Source organism: Carboxylicivirga linearis (assembly GCF_018271995.1).
In the GTDB taxonomy this organism is placed as follows: Bacteria; Bacteroidota; Bacteroidia; order Bacteroidales; family Marinilabiliaceae; genus Carboxylicivirga; species Carboxylicivirga linearis.
In genome coordinates this window covers 137,823-151,860 of record NZ_JAGUCO010000004.1, presented here as the reverse complement: position 1 = coordinate 151,860, position 14,038 = coordinate 137,823, and the positions used below count along the sequence as shown (strand labels likewise).

At 36.7% G+C, this 14,038-nt stretch carries 17 protein-coding genes; 7 read left to right on the top strand and 10 right to left on the bottom strand.

From position 1 onward, the window contains the following. Positions 1–72 precede the first annotated feature (72 nt). Positions 73–1,956 carry a HAMP domain-containing methyl-accepting chemotaxis protein gene (locus tag KEM10_RS08220; RefSeq protein WP_212215507.1) on the top strand — a complete coding sequence of 628 codons (1,884 nt, stop codon included), beginning with the start codon at positions 73–75 and terminating at the stop codon, positions 1,954–1,956. Between the two features lie 50 nt (positions 1,957–2,006). Here KEM10_RS08220 and pyrH read toward each other — a convergent pair whose 3' ends face one another. The 5 genes from pyrH to rplM form a co-directional block, all read right to left on the bottom strand. Beyond that, on the bottom strand, positions 2,007–2,714 hold the full coding sequence (pyrH, locus tag KEM10_RS08215; protein WP_212215506.1) for a UMP kinase: 708 nt from the start codon (positions 2,712–2,714) through the stop codon (positions 2,007–2,009). Positions 2,715–2,868: 154 nt separating this feature from the next. Then, the gene (tsf, locus tag KEM10_RS08210) at positions 2,869–3,693 is read right to left on the bottom strand and encodes a translation elongation factor Ts (RefSeq protein WP_212215505.1); all 825 of its coding nucleotides are present in this window, start codon (positions 3,691–3,693) and stop codon (positions 2,869–2,871) included. A gap of 32 nt (positions 3,694–3,725) precedes the next feature. Continuing rightward, positions 3,726–4,553: a 30S ribosomal protein S2 gene (rpsB, locus tag KEM10_RS08205; protein WP_212215504.1), complete on the bottom strand. Its 828-nt coding sequence runs from the start codon at positions 4,551–4,553 to the stop codon at positions 3,726–3,728. 111 nt (positions 4,554–4,664) lie between these two features. After that, a complete protein-coding gene (gene rpsI, locus KEM10_RS08200; RefSeq protein ID WP_212215503.1) occupies positions 4,665–5,051 on the bottom strand; it encodes a 30S ribosomal protein S9 in 387 nt (128 codons plus the stop codon). 5 nt (positions 5,052–5,056) lie between these two features. Next, positions 5,057–5,512 carry a 50S ribosomal protein L13 gene (gene rplM / locus KEM10_RS08195; RefSeq protein WP_212215502.1) on the bottom strand — a complete coding sequence of 152 codons (456 nt, stop codon included), beginning with the start codon at positions 5,510–5,512 and terminating at the stop codon, positions 5,057–5,059. Positions 5,513–5,746: 234 nt separating this feature from the next. On the opposite strand from rplM, the gene KEM10_RS08190 reads away from it, so the two are divergent. Together KEM10_RS08190 and KEM10_RS08185 are read left to right on the top strand one after the other, a co-directional pair. Beyond that, positions 5,747–6,214 (top strand): nucleoside deaminase, encoded by a 468-nt coding sequence (locus KEM10_RS08190; protein WP_212215501.1) that lies wholly within the window; start codon positions 5,747–5,749, stop codon positions 6,212–6,214. Between the two features lie 108 nt (positions 6,215–6,322). After that, positions 6,323–6,832: a DNA-3-methyladenine glycosylase gene (locus KEM10_RS08185; RefSeq protein ID WP_212215500.1), complete on the top strand. Its 510-nt coding sequence runs from the start codon at positions 6,323–6,325 to the stop codon at positions 6,830–6,832. Between the two features lie 57 nt (positions 6,833–6,889). On the opposite strand, the gene KEM10_RS08180 is transcribed toward KEM10_RS08185, so the two are convergent. The 5 genes from KEM10_RS08180 to KEM10_RS08160 form a co-directional block, all read right to left on the bottom strand. Continuing rightward, complete coding sequence (locus KEM10_RS08180; RefSeq protein WP_212215499.1) at positions 6,890–7,258, bottom strand: YccF domain-containing protein; 369 nt, start codon at positions 7,256–7,258, stop codon at positions 6,890–6,892. 108 nt (positions 7,259–7,366) lie between these two features. Next, positions 7,367–7,873, bottom strand: a complete 507-nt coding sequence (locus tag KEM10_RS08175) for a DUF4252 domain-containing protein (RefSeq protein ID WP_212215498.1) — start codon at positions 7,871–7,873, stop codon at positions 7,367–7,369. A 21-nt stretch (positions 7,874–7,894) separates the two neighbouring features. Continuing rightward, the gene (locus KEM10_RS08170; RefSeq protein ID WP_212215497.1) at positions 7,895–9,406 is read right to left on the bottom strand and encodes a PspC domain-containing protein; all 1,512 of its coding nucleotides are present in this window, start codon (positions 9,404–9,406) and stop codon (positions 7,895–7,897) included. 27 nt (positions 9,407–9,433) lie between these two features. Next, on the bottom strand, positions 9,434–10,411 hold the full coding sequence (locus KEM10_RS08165; RefSeq protein ID WP_212215496.1) for a PspC domain-containing protein: 978 nt from the start codon (positions 10,409–10,411) through the stop codon (positions 9,434–9,436). 8 nt (positions 10,412–10,419) lie between these two features. Further along, entirely contained in the window at positions 10,420–10,749 is a 330-nt protein-coding gene (locus tag KEM10_RS08160) for a PadR family transcriptional regulator (protein WP_212215495.1), read from the bottom strand. Between the two features lie 506 nt (positions 10,750–11,255). Between KEM10_RS08160 and KEM10_RS08155 the strand changes: the two genes are divergently transcribed. The 4 genes from KEM10_RS08155 to KEM10_RS08140 all read left to right on the top strand — a co-directional run bounded on the left by KEM10_RS08155 (position 11,256) and on the right by KEM10_RS08140 (position 14,028). Next, positions 11,256–11,696 carry a YqaA family protein gene (locus tag KEM10_RS08155; protein WP_212215494.1) on the top strand — a complete coding sequence of 147 codons (441 nt, stop codon included), beginning with the start codon at positions 11,256–11,258 and terminating at the stop codon, positions 11,694–11,696. Between the two features lie 193 nt (positions 11,697–11,889). Further along, positions 11,890–12,975 (top strand): tryptophan--tRNA ligase, encoded by a 1,086-nt coding sequence (gene trpS, locus KEM10_RS08150; RefSeq protein ID WP_212215493.1) that lies wholly within the window; start codon positions 11,890–11,892, stop codon positions 12,973–12,975. Positions 12,976–13,119: 144 nt separating this feature from the next. After that, positions 13,120–13,452: an ArsR/SmtB family transcription factor gene (locus tag KEM10_RS08145; RefSeq protein WP_212215492.1), complete on the top strand. Its 333-nt coding sequence runs from the start codon at positions 13,120–13,122 to the stop codon at positions 13,450–13,452. Positions 13,453–13,605: 153 nt separating this feature from the next. Further along, positions 13,606–14,028 carry an arsenate reductase ArsC gene (locus KEM10_RS08140; protein WP_212215491.1) on the top strand — a complete coding sequence of 141 codons (423 nt, stop codon included), beginning with the start codon at positions 13,606–13,608 and terminating at the stop codon, positions 14,026–14,028. Positions 14,029–14,038: the final 10 nt, after the last annotated feature.

The following is a 14,038-nucleotide window of genomic DNA, read 5'->3' as shown; positions in this document are numbered from 1 at the left end:
CCTCAAGGAAAGTTTTAGTTTTTTGCTTATTAATAATAGGCAAGTAATGCTTAAACCTAAAGTACTTGGATTATGAAAATTAGACATTTATCTATTCGTGTTCGTTTGTTAGTTGGATCTGTTATTCTGGTTTTATTTATTGCTATTGTAGGATTGGTTGGTTGGTATTCACTTTCCAAAACAGGAACCATTGTTGAATCAACAAATCATATAAAGCAAGCTGAGACCTATCTACTTTCAGCCCGCCTGAAAGTAATGTATTTTATAAAATTTATTGATTTTGATGCGGGAGATGAGGCAATTCGATATCTGGAATTGGCACACGATGAAGTTGCCATTATTCTCGAATCAGATAAAGAGAATTTAACGGCTACAGAAGGGTTGTATGAAGAGATTTCGAACTACATGGTTGCCTTCAAGAAATACATGTTGCTTGAGAAGCAGAAACAACAAACCCGGGCTAGTTGGTCGAAATATGGCGAAGAGATTGGTTCTATTGTAACTGAAGATAGGGATCTAACTCAAATGGGTAACAATTCAATGAAATTGTTTAGCGCTCATCATCAATTACGTATAGTTGCCTGGATGTTTATTTCAAATCCATCAGATAAAAATGGAAATTTAATAGAATCATCTGTTGAACAATTAGAAAATAAAATGCAGGCTTGTTTTACTGTTCTTAAGTCAATTAGCAAAGGAGCAAGCCGTTCTCAAAAAGCTTCAATTCAGAAAGCTGTAGTTGGTTATCAGAACTATCAGCAAGCTTTTAATGGATTTAAACAGTCATTAATCGATCAAGGAGTGGAGCTTAGGAATATGCAAAAATGTGGAGCTGAAGTTGCCCATTATACGGCCACTTCAGTAGCATACATGCTGGAAGAGGAAAGCCATATAATAAACAGGGCAGATATTGTAATATTCATTTTTTTAGTGGTGGGTGTTGTTCTGGGAACTGTTGTTTCGCGCATTACATCAAGAAGTATTACCAAGCCGTTAGATAGTGGGGTAATATTAGCTGAAAACTTAGCCAAAGGAGAATTGTATCATAAAGTATTGATTGACGGAAATGATGAACTAACCCGTTTAAATAATGCTATGTTTAAGATGAATGAGAAGCTAAAAGAGGTTGTGCGAGATATTAAAGTAGGATCTGAGCAATTAGCTTCTTCAAGTGATCAGGTTAATTCAACATCGCAGGATTTTTCACAAGGTGCTTCTGAGCAGGCGGCAGCTCTGGAGGAAGTATCAACCACCATGGAGGAGATGATGGCAACTGTAGAACAAAGCCTTAATAATGCCATAAAATGTGCTGCTAAATCGGACGAAGTTCATCAAGGTATACAGTTAGCAGTAAATGGTTCAGGTAAAGCATTAGAAGCCAATAAAATTATTGTGGAAAAAATAGGAGTAATAAACGAAATAGCTACTCAAACCAATATTTTGGCATTGAATGCTGCCGTTGTAGCTGCACGTGCAGGTGAACATGGTAGAGGGTTTTCAGTTGTTGCAGCTGAGGTAAAACGGCTGTCAGAATTATGTCAGCGCGTGGCTAATGAAATAGTGAAACTGGCCCAGGAGAGTCATGAATTTGCTTTGGATGCTAATGCCAAATTAGAGGAAATACAACCTGCTATTAATGAATCCAATTTACTGATGAAAGATATAGCAACCAGTTCGAAAGAGCAGCGGGAAGGGAGTAATCAAATAAGTTCGGCTCTGCAACAGTTGAATGTGGTTACTCAGCAAAGCGCAGCTGGTAGCGAAGAGTTAGCAGGTAGTTCAAAAGAATTAAATTCTCAGGCACATCATCTGGATAAACTAGTAGGATTTTTTTCGGTTGAAGAGCGAGTTGGAAGTAATGGTAAAACCGAAAAGCATATTGTTTCAAACGATCCTTTGTATACAGGAGGAAGTTATGATGCTAATTTTAATAAGGATGAGTATGAACAGTTTTGAGTTAGTTCCAAAAATCAGACCGGCCAACGAGCCTGGTCTGATTTAATATCTTATGAGTGAACTACAGTTCCAATATTTTCGCCTTTTAAAACTTTTACAAGATTACCTTTGGTATCCATATCAAAAACTACAATGGCCAGGTTGTTTTCTTTACACATTGTAGTAGCTGTTAAGTCCATAATTTTTAAGCCTCGATTATAGATTTCATCAAAAGTGATTTCGTCAAATTTAGTTGCCGTAGGATCTTTTTCCGGATCGGCAGTATAAATGCCATCAACTCGTGTTCCTTTAAGCATTACATCTGCTTCAATCTCAATTCCTCTTAGAGAAGAGCCGGTGTCTGTTGTAAAATAAGGATTGCCGGTACCTCCAACTAAAATAACTACTTCACCCTTTTCAAGGGCTGCAACGGCTTTGGGTTTGTCGTAATATTCGCCAACAGGTTCCATGCGTATGGCTGATAAAACGCGAGCTTTAACATCCATAGCCAGCAAGGCTGATTGCAAAGCTAATCCATTAATAGCGGTGGCCAGCATACCCATTTGGTCGCCTTTGTAACGATCAAAACCTTTGGACGCACCTGCTAATCCGCGGAAGATATTTCCACCACCAATTACGATGCCCACTTGAACGCCCATTGCAACGGCTTCTTTAATCTGCTCGGCATAGTCATTTAATCGATCCGGATCAATTCCATAGCCTTGTTCTCCCATTAATGATTCGCCGCTGAGTTTAAGTAGTATTCTTTTGTATTTCATTTTATTGTATCAAGAAGTAAATATCAACATTCTCTTAAAACAGGACAAAAGTAGTAAGTCCAATACCAAGCTACAAACGCAACACTACTTTTATTTATCGAGCATAAAAAAAGGGGCTCTTTTGAGCCCCTTTTTAATAATATGCTAAAATTTCTTAAGCTTCTAAAGCTAAACGTTTGAAATCTACTGCAGTTAAACCTTTGCTTGAGCTATCAAGATATTGTTTGATAGATACTTTGTTGTCTTTTACAAAAGCCTGGTTCAATAAAGTACTTTCTTTGAAGAACTTATTTAAACGACCCATTGCAATTTTTTCCAACATAGCTTCTGGTTTACCTTCGTTGCGAGCTAGTTCTTTACCAATTTCTAACTCTTTTTCTTTTACTTCAGCAGGTACGCTATCAGCATCCAAAGCAACAGGAGCCATAGCAGCAGCTTGCATAGCAACGTCTTTACCAACCTGAGCATCTACTTCCTGGTTAAAACCAACTAAAGTAGCTAGTTTGTTACCTAGGTGAATATATGCTACAACTGATTCAGCAGTAATAGTATCAAAAGCAGAAAGATCTAGTTTTTCACCGATTACACCAGTTTGTTCTGTGATTTGTTCCTGAACAGTACGACCGTTCAAATCCAAAGCTTTAACAGCTTCCACATCAGTGGCATCAGAAGCTAAAGCAACATCCAAAATTGAAGCAGCAAATGCAACAAAGCTTTCGTTTTTAGCAACGAAGTCTGTTTCGCAGTTCAATACAAGAATAGCTCCTTTTTTACCGTCAGCAGTAGTTTTTGCCAAAACAGCACCTTCAGTAGCTTCTCTGTCGGCACGTTTACTAGCAATAGCCTGACCTTTTTTACGGATGATCTCAACAGCTTTTTCGAAATCTCCTTCAGCTTCGGTTAACGCTTTTTTACAATCCATCATACCGGCACCGGTAGTCTTTCTTAGTTTGCTTACGTCAGCAGCAGTAATAGCCATGATATTTTCTTTTTAAAAAGTTAAAAATCAAATTACTCTTTTGTAGTTCCTTCTTCAGAAGCTTTAGGAGCTTCTTCAACTACGTCGTCTTCTTTTTTAGCTTTTGCCTTTGCAGGTTCAGCTTTTTTGCTACGAGTTCTTTTTTCTTTTGAACCTTCGCTATCTTTCTCTGCTTTGCGCTCGCTTAATCCTTCCTGGATAGCTTTAGTCATTACATCAGTAATTAACTCGATTGACTTTGTAGCATCATCGTTAGCAGGAATGACAAAGTCGATATTTGATGGATCTGAGTTGGTATCAACCATTCCAAAAACAGGGATATTCAAACGAATAGCTTCTTTAACTGCAATGTGTTCTTTCATTACGTCAATAACGAACATAGCAGCTGGAAGACGAGTCAAATCAGCGATTGAACCTAAAGTTTTGTCCAATTTAGCACGCTGACGGGTAATTTGAAGTCTTTCACGTTTTGACAAGTTGTTCCATGACTTATCAGCCATCAATTTGTCAATAGAAGTCATTTTTTTCACTGCTTTACGGATAGTGGGGAAGTTGGTTAACATACCACCTGGCCATCTTTCAACCACGTAAGGCATGTTTACACCGCCAACTTTATCAGCAATGATTTCTTTCGCTTGTTTCTTTGTAGCTACGAATAACACTTTCCGACCTGATTTTGCAATCTGTTTAAGTGCATCGGCAGCTTCGTCGATTTTTACCGCTGTTTTGTGTAAGTCAAGAATGTGAATTCCATTACGCTCCATAAAAATGTAAGGAGCCATGGCTGGGTTCCACTTTCTTTTTAAGTGACCGAAGTGTACTCCGGCATTCAATAATTCCTCGAAATTAACTCTAGGCATTTTAATTTTTTTAAAGTTGTTTACTTTCTGTTTAAATCAACTTTTAAGTAGTTCCCCCATGTAAAAATGAGAAGTCTTAAAAGTTTAGATACTAAACACACCTGATAAATATTAACGTTTAGAGAACTGGAATCTCTTACGTGCTTTAGGTTGACCTGGTTTCTTACGCTCAACAACACGAGAGTCGCGAGTCATGAAACCTTCAGCTTTCAAAGCAGGTTTATTTTCTGCGTCAATTTTTACAAGTGCGCGGGCAATAGCTAAACGCACCGCCTCAGCTTGTCCTTTGATACCACCACCGTAAAGGTTGATTTTGATATCGTAGTTATCAGCAACACCAATAACATTCAAAGGTTGTTTTACAATGTATTGTAATGTGGCATCCGGGAAATAGTTAGCCAACTCACGCTTGTTAATGGTGATCTGACCTTTACCTTCGCTCAAATAAATACGAGCAACTGCCTCTTTTCTTCTACCAATAGCATTAATCACTTCCATACTACTTATTTAAGAGTGTTAATATCGATTACTTTAGGTTGTTGAGCTTCGTGCTTGTGCTCATTTCCAACATATACATACAGATTTCTGAATAACTGACGTCCAAGGCGACTTTTAGGTAACATACCTTTTACCGCTCTTTCGAACAATCTTTCAGGTTTTTTAGCGAATAATTCCGCTGGAGTAACATCTGTACGTCCACCTGGGTAACCACTATGGTAGTAGAATTGACGTTGGTCCCATTTGTTACCAGTCAATTTAATTTTATCTGCGTTTAAGATAATCACGTTATCTCCGCAGTCCATATGAGGAGTATAATTTGGCTTATACTTACCTCTTAATAATTTAGCAACTTTCGATGCCAAACGACCAACCACCATGTCAGTAGCATCAACAACTACCCACTCTTTGTTGATAGTAGCTTTTGTGGCTGAAACCGTTTTGTAACTTAAAGTATCCATTTCTTAACTTTATTATTTATAACAAATTGCAAAAGCGAATAATCCCCCTGACCAATTTCAGGTCCCACCCCAAAATCAGTAAAAAGAATGATTCAACTTTTCAGATCGGATAATAATCGGCCGCAAAAGTACTCTAATTATTTGTTATATACTAATGTTAATATAAAAAAATGGTTAAGATTTTGTTGATTGAAGAAAAAAGCGCCATCTTGTTTGGCCAAATTTTATTTTGATATGGAAAAGACAAAGTGGATGACTGAGGCGATCGAGTTGTCAAAAAGTAATGTTTTAAACGGTGGAGGTCCGTTTGGTGCTGTAATTGTGAGAGATAATGAAATAGTGGGCAAAGGAGTGAACCGAGTTACGGCCAATTGTGATCCAACTGCACATGCTGAAGTAAGTGCTATTAGAGAAGCCTCAAAAAATTTAGGAACCTTTGATTTGTCTGATTGCGAAATATATACTTCCTGCGAACCTTGCCCGATGTGTTTGGGTGCCATTTATTGGGCTCGCCTGAAAACCATTTACTATGGAAATACAAAAGTGGATGCTGCCAAAATAGGTTTCGATGATCAGTTTATTTACGATGAATTAGATAAGCAAATTGATGATAGGAGTATTCCTACCAAACAGTTTATGCCTGAAAAAGCTATTGAGGCTTTTAAGTTATGGGATGAAAAGGAAGATAAGATTGAATATTAAATTTTAATTGAATAGGTAATAGGCAGAAGTAAAGATTTTAAATTATTCAATTTTCGATGTGTTGATTGATAAAGGTTTTTCTCATCAATAAAATATTAAGCAAGATAAATGAAGCTCGGGCAATCTTATTTTATGAAAGATGTACTGGACGTAGCTCCTGATTTAATAGGAAAAATATTGTTTCGTCAGTTTAATGATGGATCAGTTGAACGATGGAGAATTACCGAAACCGAAGCTTATAGGGGCGAGGAAGATGAGGCCTGTCATGCCCGAAAGGGCAAAACGCCCCGAACAGAAGTGATGTATGAAGAAGGTGGACTAATATATGTCTATCTTATATACGGAATGTATTGGTTGTTGAATGTTGTTACAGGTCCCAAAGATGATCCTCAAGCTGTTTTGATAAGAGGATTAGAGAATATTGATGGGCCGGGCAGAGTAGGTAAGGCTTTGCAACTGAATAAAACTTTTTATGGCGAGGATCTAACCACTTCTTTACGAATGTGGATTGAAAATGGACAAGACGAAGTATTATATGAGACTTCACCAAGGATAGGTATAGATTACGCACCTGATGAATGGCGGCTAAAAAACTGGAGATATTTTGCTAAAAAATAATAGGCCAATCATTGCTGATTGACCCATTATCAATTTATCACTTAAATGTAACTAAAGCTATCCGATTGTACGGCCAAAAGGAGTCAGAGCTATTCCGGCCAATTTAAAATGCTGACGGGCAAAAGGAATTCCAATAATGGTGATTGCCAATATTATTCCCCAGAAAACATGTGTAAGGGCAATAATAAAACCTCCGAATATCAGCCAAATCACGTTCATTATTGTATTTAAGCATCCCGATGCCTGTGGGTTGTAACCTGTTTGTGTTCCAAATGGCCAGAGAGCTAATACTCCCAACTTCATAGTTTGAAGGCCAAAGGGAATTCCAACAATAGTTAGCATTAGAATTAAACTGCTGATAAAGTATTCAATGGCAATCATAAAGCCACCAAAAATCAGCCAAATAATATTTCCTAAAAATGACATTATTAAAATATTTAGTTGGAAGAGCTAACTCCGAAGTTCGAAAATAACTCATCGACTCATTAAATTTTATTGATAAATATATACTGACTACAGACTATAAACTATTTGCTACTTATAATCATCCAGTTTATCGGCCATGTCTTTTACGTCTTCCACTTTAAAGTTGCCGAAAAACGATAATAGTACTCCGTTGGTTTCACCCTGAAACAAAATGTGGCATTCTTTAATTTTGCGCCCCGATCCATTTACACGTATATCAACAGTTCCATTTTCAGTATCTATATCATATTCATCAGTATCAATTTTTCTGAATTTACTTAAAGGTAGATATCGTAATGCCTCACCTCTGAAATCCATGGTTTCGCCAGTATCAGGTGCTTTGTAGATTACAACTTTGACTTCGTGAAGGTCGCCTGTTACTTTATTTTCTTTGTCACCTTTGTCATTATCTATATTCATGTCAATTGCATCCAACATCTCTTGAGAAAATGAAAGCATGGTAATGCCTTTCTTAAGCGACATTTTTTCAAATAATCTATCAGAAGGACGACTCTGGGCGTGCGTGATAAAACAAAATGCAATAAGTGCTATGGTTATAAATGATATTTTTTTCATGATTATAAGTTTTGATCAGGATTAATAATTGTCAGATTGATGACGGTAATTAATAAGTCTATCTAAATAAGGACTTACTTCTAATCTTTTGTTTTCAGGTATCTCAATGTTAATGTAAACTTCTTGTTTGCGAGCTAAAGCTTCATCTCCAATTAAATATGTTCTGTCAAGGTAAATGATAGAATCACTTTGAGCCCAATAATAATCAGTTGATTTGGCATTGAACTCAGCTTCTTCATCATTAATACCGCGAGCTTTTTTTGTGATGGATACCTCAAATTTGTCACCTCGGGTGAGATTTATTCTCGGGTCACCTTCAATAATTAGCTTGCCATTTAAAGCTGATAATTCCAGATTATTCATTTCGAATAAATACTCTTTATCGCCCATGTATTTGCTTTCATTGCCGACTTTCAAGTAAATAGTCTCGGCTTGTGTATCTGTTAGCTGATGGGTTTCTGTAACAATGCCTTCATCCTCAAATCCTTTTACTACCCTTAGGCTTGTAAAGAATAGAAGAACCAATCCAACTAACCATAAGCCCAGTGCAGTCATGCCAATTACCTTACCATTGGTTTTAAACTGAAAAATCAGTTTTAAGCCCAGGTAGAGAATAACCAAGAATGGAATTATTAACAGCAATCCGGCTGCTATACTGAAAAGTGTTTGGTCGAGGTGCGACAAGAAATAGTTGGGAACTTGGGTGATGTAAAAATTGCCTACTGAATTGGCTAATCCTGGCATAGCATCTTTTAAAACCAATACTCCGGCTAAAGACATAATTACAAGCACGCTGAATAAAATGATAATAATTCCAAGTATTACACCAATAACTCTTACTACAGCATTAAGGCCTTTCGACATAACATCTCCAGTTCTGTTCATGTTGTGCTGCATGTTTTTGTATGATTGAGATTTAGTGTACGTTCTAAATTTATTGGATACGGCATTGTATTCATTTTTAATATTGTCACCCATATCTTTAAAGGTTACTCCGCCACGCATGCGAAGGCGTTGTTCAATAGTACGAGCTTCAGGCATCGCAATCCACAATACTATATATACTAAAGGAACAGCACCTACTGATAGTAGGGTAGTAACCACGGCAATTATTCTGAATACTACAGGGTCAACATCAAAGTAAGCTCCCAAGCCGCCGCAGACACCACCGAAAACTCTGTCTTCACGACTTCTGTATAGTGCTTTTCTGGTGTAATAAGGTGGCGGAGCGGAATAGTATTGTTCCGATTCCTTTTTTGTTTCTTCAGCTTCGTCCTCATCAACAATATCGGACGGTTCTCCAATGGTTTCGATGATTTCTTCGACCAAGGCAAGGCGAATTATATCCTGACCACTTTTGTAAATAAATAACTCAGCAATTCGAGCTTCAATATCATCTAGTATTTCTTTGGCCTCATCGTTCTTACCCAGGCGGGATTTTATCGTATCGAGATAGGTTTTCAGTTTCTCATATGCGTCTTCTTCGATTTGAAAAACACGCCCGTCGAGATTTATATTGATTGTTTTATTCATGGTTTTCGGTAATTAGTCAGTTAATATTTATGCCATTAATAAAAATCCTCCAAACATCCAGAAAATAACTTTAAGGAATAAAGCTCCCAAAAGCAGAAAAGCTATGATGTAAAGAATTACTTTGAAGATGGTTTTAAAAATCAATCCAAGTACTAATAGGACTAACACTATGGGAAGAGCTCCTGGAAAAAAGATGTGATTAAAAGTAGGAGCGATGCCATGAGTGATTGATGAAAAAGCAGCAAAAGGCGCATGAAAAATATGAGGTCCGATATGAATAAAATTGCTAAAAACTAATAGACCTAATATTACAGCCACAATTATCAGAACTGTTTTATCTGACTTTGAGAAACGACTAAAAAAACTCTCACTTTTTTTATAAGTATCAGACTGTTTAAAGTTTTTGAAGTTCTTTTTTACTTCGTCGTATTCATTTTTTATTGATTCTTCGATGGTGTTTATGGTAATGTGTTTTCCGCGCATCTCCAACTTTTGAGCTGTAGTAATAGCAGGAGGTAGGGCCATCCATAATACCAGATATATTAAAATGATAGCGCCTGATGTAAAAGGTATCAGAACTAAAGCGATGATACGAACTATAATGCTGTCAATCCCGAAATAAGCTGCTAAACCAGCACAAACACCGCCTAATATCCTATTGTCAATATCGCGGTAAAAGCGTTTGCTGGGTTTAATCAAAGCTGTTGATGTTGGACGGCTTTTCGATTGCTTTTCATCTTCTTCGTCAGTCATTTCTTCGGGTTCGCCCATAATTGATATCATTTCTTCTATCATGTCCAGAGTAACGACATCAGTCTCGCGATTGATTTTTTCTTCAAAGAGTTCGGCAATTCGAGCTTCAATATCTTTAATAATTTCATCGCCTCCGTCTTGATTTAGAAAGCTTTGTTCTACTTTTTTTTGATAGGTATTTAGCCGTGTGTAAGCGTCTTCGTCGATAAAGAACTGCCTTCCACTTATATTTATTGTAACTGTTTTATTCATGGCAAATATTATTTGGGTTGGTGGATTAATTCAACAGCATTAACTAATTCTTTCCAGGATGTATCCATTTCGTTTAAAAATGATTTTCCTTCATCTGTTAAAGCGTAATATTTTCGAGGTGGTCCCTGTGTTGATTCTTCCCAGCGATAGCTCAATAGTTTTGCATTTTTTAGGCGGGTCAACAACGGGTATAAAGTTCCTTCAACCACAATCATCTTAGCTTCTTTTAAAGTGTTGATGATGTCGGATGCATAAGCGTCGTTGTTAGCCAGTATAGAAAGGATGCAATATTCTAATACGCCCTTTCTCATCTGTGCTTTTATATTTTCTACATTCATAAGAGCTTTTTTAAAGGTTTGTTTTTAAATGTTGGAAAGGGGTTTTTGTTTAAACAAAAATCCGTTTTCGAAACATCGGCTTATATCCACACTATCTTTCTTTGTTTTTAAAGAATCGGTGGGCTTTTTCATAGTCCCGGTGGAGGTTTTTGCTGACTCCACTTTGTTTGTGTTGTTCATTGGTTTATTCTTTGTTAGTGAATCTGCTTTTGAGATTTGAGCGTAATTCAATGGGACAATAGAGAGAATTGTTAGCGCTAACAAAAATCTTTTCAGGTGTTTTTGATGTATTGATCTCATGACAGAATACTATTTTAAACAATGATATCGGTAATACAAATATATATACAAAAGAAGGTACTATGCAATACAAAGTACCATATTTTTTATAAGTCAATTTTAATTGTTTCTATGAATCTCTTTTGTGGCAAGGCTTTTGTGATGAAAATATTTTTTACTTAGGGTGATTAATTTTTTTACATTTGCCCCAAATTGAGATCGTTTAGATGTTTGAATCGGGATATTTAGCACTTTTTTTGGCTTCATTTTTAGCAGCAACAGTGGTTCCTTTTAGCTCCGAAGCTATATTGTCGGGTATGTTGGCAACAGGTTATGATTTATATTGGAGCCTAGCTTTGGCAACATTAGGAAATTGGTTAGGTGGATTGAGTTCGTATTACATAGGTTGGTTGGGTAAAACAGAATGGATTGAAAAATACCTGAGAATTAAACATGAACAGATTGTAAAAACTCAAAATAGAATTGCTGCTAAGGAATTGTGGATTTCCTTTTTCTGTTGGCTGCCTGGGGTGGGTGATGTAATTGCAGTGCTTTTGGGTCTGTTAAAAGTGAATGTCTGGAATGCAGCAATTGGTATGTTGCTGGGAAAAATGGTGCGCTATGTGGTTTGGGCCTTACTAACTTTAAAAGTTATTGATTTATTCTGATTTCCTAAAAATCACAATGGTATATGAATTCTTAAAGGGCTTTTTGAGGAAGTCTTCTATATTTTTATCATTTTTGTGCCTGCTTAAAAAAAAGATTAAGAGTTTTCGGAGCTATCCGAATCATAAATAATATATCAACAACAGAAGATTTGATTTGTGAATTTTTGTTGTTGACTTTAATTGATTGAATGTTATGACAACAGAAAAGACTGAAGGAATCAGTAATTCATCGTTTGATATTGCTGTTAAAAAGAGTCAGGCTTTAGAAGCTGATTTGCAAATTAATCCTCATAAACACCGAGTGCTTACAGGTGACCGTCCAACCGGAAATCTTCATATAGGGCATTATTTTGGATCGTTGCAAAATCGTGTGAGATTACAGAATTTGGGTGTTGAAACTTTTATTGTTATTGCAGATTACCAGGTTTTAACCGATCGTGACGTTTTTAAAGATATTTCGAAGTTTGTGTTGGAGTTGACTATTGACTATATAGCTTGTGGTTTAGATCCTCACAAGTTTAAAACACATATTTTCCCTCATAGTCATATTCCTGAGTTGAATCAGTTGTTAGTTCCTTTTCTTTCGTTGGTATCAAATTCAGAATTAAGTAAGAACCCAACTATCAAAGAAGAAATTCAGGCTTCAGGGCAAAATGTGATTAATGCAGGTATGTACACTTATCCAGTGCATCAGGCTGCTGATATTCTTTTCTGTAAGAGTGATGTGGTTCCTGTTGGAAAAGATCAGTTACCACACATAGAGTTGACGCGTACGATTGCTAAGCGATTCAATAAGAAATTTAAGTCGCGTGTGTTCCGTGAGCCAACAGGATTATTGAGTGAGACGCCAATGATTCTTGGATTGGATGGTGGTCAGAAGATGAGTAAGAGTAGAAACAATACCATCATGATTAAGGCTACCGAAGACGAAACTTTAAAAGCCGTGAAATCGGCTAAGACTGATTCGGAGCGTATGATTACTTACGATCCTGATAATCGTCCTGAAGTTGCAAACTTGCTGCGTATTGCTGCATTGGCATCGGGAGGAACTCCTGAGAAGTTAGCTGAAGAAATTGGAGATCAGGGTGCTGGTAAACTAAAACAAGTAGTTACAGAATCTATTAACGAGCACTTCCGCGAGATTCGTCAACGTCGTTCTCAATTAGAAAATGATATTGACTTCGTAAAAAATATTTTGCGTGAAGGAATTGCGGAGGCCAGAGGAGTGGCACAAACTACTTTAGAAGAAGTTCGCTCTGCAATGAATATGGATATTTAATATAGATTAATTCATTCAATGATATAGAGGGAAGCATTAGCTTCCCTTTTTTTATGTCATAAAATTCTCAATTAATAATTTTTTAACATGACGTATTTGTACGTCAAATATAAATGACGTATGTTTACGTCAAAATTAAGAATTATGGCAGAAGCAAAAAATCAATTATTCGATTCCGATCTTCAGGAGTTAGCTCAGCTTTTTAAGGCTTTGGGGCATCCTGCTCGTTTGCAGATTCTTAAATTTCTGGCTTCAAAAAATGCCTGTTTTACAGGTGACATTTCAGATGAGGTTCCGTTGGGAAGAACAACTGTTAACCAGCATTTGGCGGAATTAAGAAAAGCAGGTTTAATACAAGGTACGGTACAAGGTGTAAAAACAAATTATTGTATAAACCCTAGTGTGGTTAAGCATCTTGAAGAAATGGGTAAAGACTTTTTTGATGGCTTGAGCATCATCGAATGCACAGATTGTTGAGTCCAGTCAATAGTTATGGCTAGTCAACAATTTTATGGCAATAGTAAATTAGAAAGTAATAAAGAGTAAAATAGAAATAATAAAAACTTATCAGGATAAAGAGTTATATCAATTAGTATTGATAATCATATCTTGATACAAAAAATTTAAGTAATGAAAGTATTGATTTTATGCACCGGTAATAGCTGTAGAAGCCAAATGGCTCATGGGTTTTTGCAATCGTTCGACAAAGATTTGCAGGTTTTTTCTGCTGGAACAGAAGCCTCAGGTAAATTAAATGCCAAAGCAGTTCAGGTAATGAGTGAAATCGGAATCGATATTAGTGGTCACACCAGCGATTCTGTATCGAAGTATCTGGATGAAAAATGGGATTTTGTAATTACAGTTTGTGGAGGTGCTAACGAGAGCTGCCCTGCCTTTGTTGGGAATGTAAAAAACAGGGTTCATATTGGTTTTGATGATCCATCGCATGCTGTGGGAACTGATGAATTTATTATGAGTGAATTTCACCGGGTACGTGATGAAATTAAAGAGCAATTTTATCAATACTACCTTGAAAATATGAAAGGTAAATAACCTAAAAGCC

Coding starts and splice junctions, on each gene's coding strand:
- KEM10_RS08220 (WP_212215507.1), top strand. CDS start 73: ATGAAAATTAGACATTTATCTATTCGTGTTCGTTTGTTAGTTGGATCT.
- pyrH (WP_212215506.1), bottom strand. CDS start 2,714: ATGAAATACAAAAGAATACTACTTAAACTCAGCGGCGAATCATTAATG.
- tsf (WP_212215505.1), bottom strand. CDS start 3,693: ATGGCTATTACTGCTGCTGACGTAAGCAAACTAAGAAAGACTACCGGT.
- rpsB (WP_212215504.1), bottom strand. CDS start 4,553: ATGCCTAGAGTTAATTTCGAGGAATTATTGAATGCCGGAGTACACTTC.
- rpsI (WP_212215503.1), bottom strand. CDS start 5,051: ATGGAAGTGATTAATGCTATTGGTAGAAGAAAAGAGGCAGTTGCTCGT.
- rplM (WP_212215502.1), bottom strand. CDS start 5,512: ATGGATACTTTAAGTTACAAAACGGTTTCAGCCACAAAAGCTACTATC.
- KEM10_RS08190 (WP_212215501.1), top strand. CDS start 5,747: ATGGAAAAGACAAAGTGGATGACTGAGGCGATCGAGTTGTCAAAAAGT.
- KEM10_RS08185 (WP_212215500.1), top strand. CDS start 6,323: ATGAAGCTCGGGCAATCTTATTTTATGAAAGATGTACTGGACGTAGCT.
- KEM10_RS08180 (WP_212215499.1), bottom strand. CDS start 7,258: ATGTCATTTTTAGGAAATATTATTTGGCTGATTTTTGGTGGCTTTATG.
- KEM10_RS08175 (WP_212215498.1), bottom strand. CDS start 7,873: ATGAAAAAAATATCATTTATAACCATAGCACTTATTGCATTTTGTTTT.
- KEM10_RS08170 (WP_212215497.1), bottom strand. CDS start 9,406: ATGAATAAAACAATCAATATAAATCTCGACGGGCGTGTTTTTCAAATC.
- KEM10_RS08165 (WP_212215496.1), bottom strand. CDS start 10,411: ATGAATAAAACAGTTACAATAAATATAAGTGGAAGGCAGTTCTTTATC.
- KEM10_RS08160 (WP_212215495.1), bottom strand. CDS start 10,749: ATGAATGTAGAAAATATAAAAGCACAGATGAGAAAGGGCGTATTAGAA.
- KEM10_RS08155 (WP_212215494.1), top strand. CDS start 11,256: ATGTTTGAATCGGGATATTTAGCACTTTTTTTGGCTTCATTTTTAGCA.
- trpS (WP_212215493.1), top strand. CDS start 11,890: ATGACAACAGAAAAGACTGAAGGAATCAGTAATTCATCGTTTGATATT.
- KEM10_RS08145 (WP_212215492.1), top strand. CDS start 13,120: ATGGCAGAAGCAAAAAATCAATTATTCGATTCCGATCTTCAGGAGTTA.
- KEM10_RS08140 (WP_212215491.1), top strand. CDS start 13,606: ATGAAAGTATTGATTTTATGCACCGGTAATAGCTGTAGAAGCCAAATG.